Below are 424 nucleotides of genomic sequence, written 5' to 3' on the forward strand. Positions count from 1 at the left end.
GTGCTGGCCGTGGTCATGTTCCGTTCCAGCAGCAACCTCGCGGCCGCCTACGGCATCGCCGTGACGCTGGACATGCTCATCACCACCGTCCTCACCTTCTTCGTCATCCGCTACGGATGGCGCTACCCGCTGGCCCTCTGCATCGGCGCCACGGGCTTCTTCTTCGTGGTGGACCTGGCCTTCTTCGCGTCCAACCTGCTCAAGCTCCTGCAGGGCGGCTGGTTCCCGCTCATGATCGGCTCCATCGTCTTCACCCTCATGATGACCTGGAAGCGCGGGCGCGAGCTGCTCAACGAGAAGCTGCGCGCCGACGCCATCGACCTGCGCGACTTCCTCACGGCGGTGTTCGTCAGCCCCCCCACGCGCGTGGAGGGCACTGCCGTCTTCCTCACCGCGGAGCCCGGGGCCGTGCCCAACGCCATGC

General features: G+C 67.0%; 1 protein-coding gene. It reads left to right on the plus strand.

Features of this window, described 5'->3' with window-relative positions; genetic code table 11:
- Nucleotides 1-424 (plus strand): KUP/HAK/KT family potassium transporter (locus FJV41_RS57495; RefSeq protein ID WP_181791615.1); only part of this gene is annotated, 424 nt, incomplete at both ends.

The organism is Myxococcus llanfairpwllgwyngyllgogerychwyrndrobwllllantysiliogogogochensis, from assembly GCF_006636215.1.
GTDB lineage: Bacteria > Myxococcota > Myxococcia > Myxococcales > Myxococcaceae > Myxococcus > Myxococcus llanfairpwllgwyngyllgogerychwyrndrobwllllantysiliogogogochensis.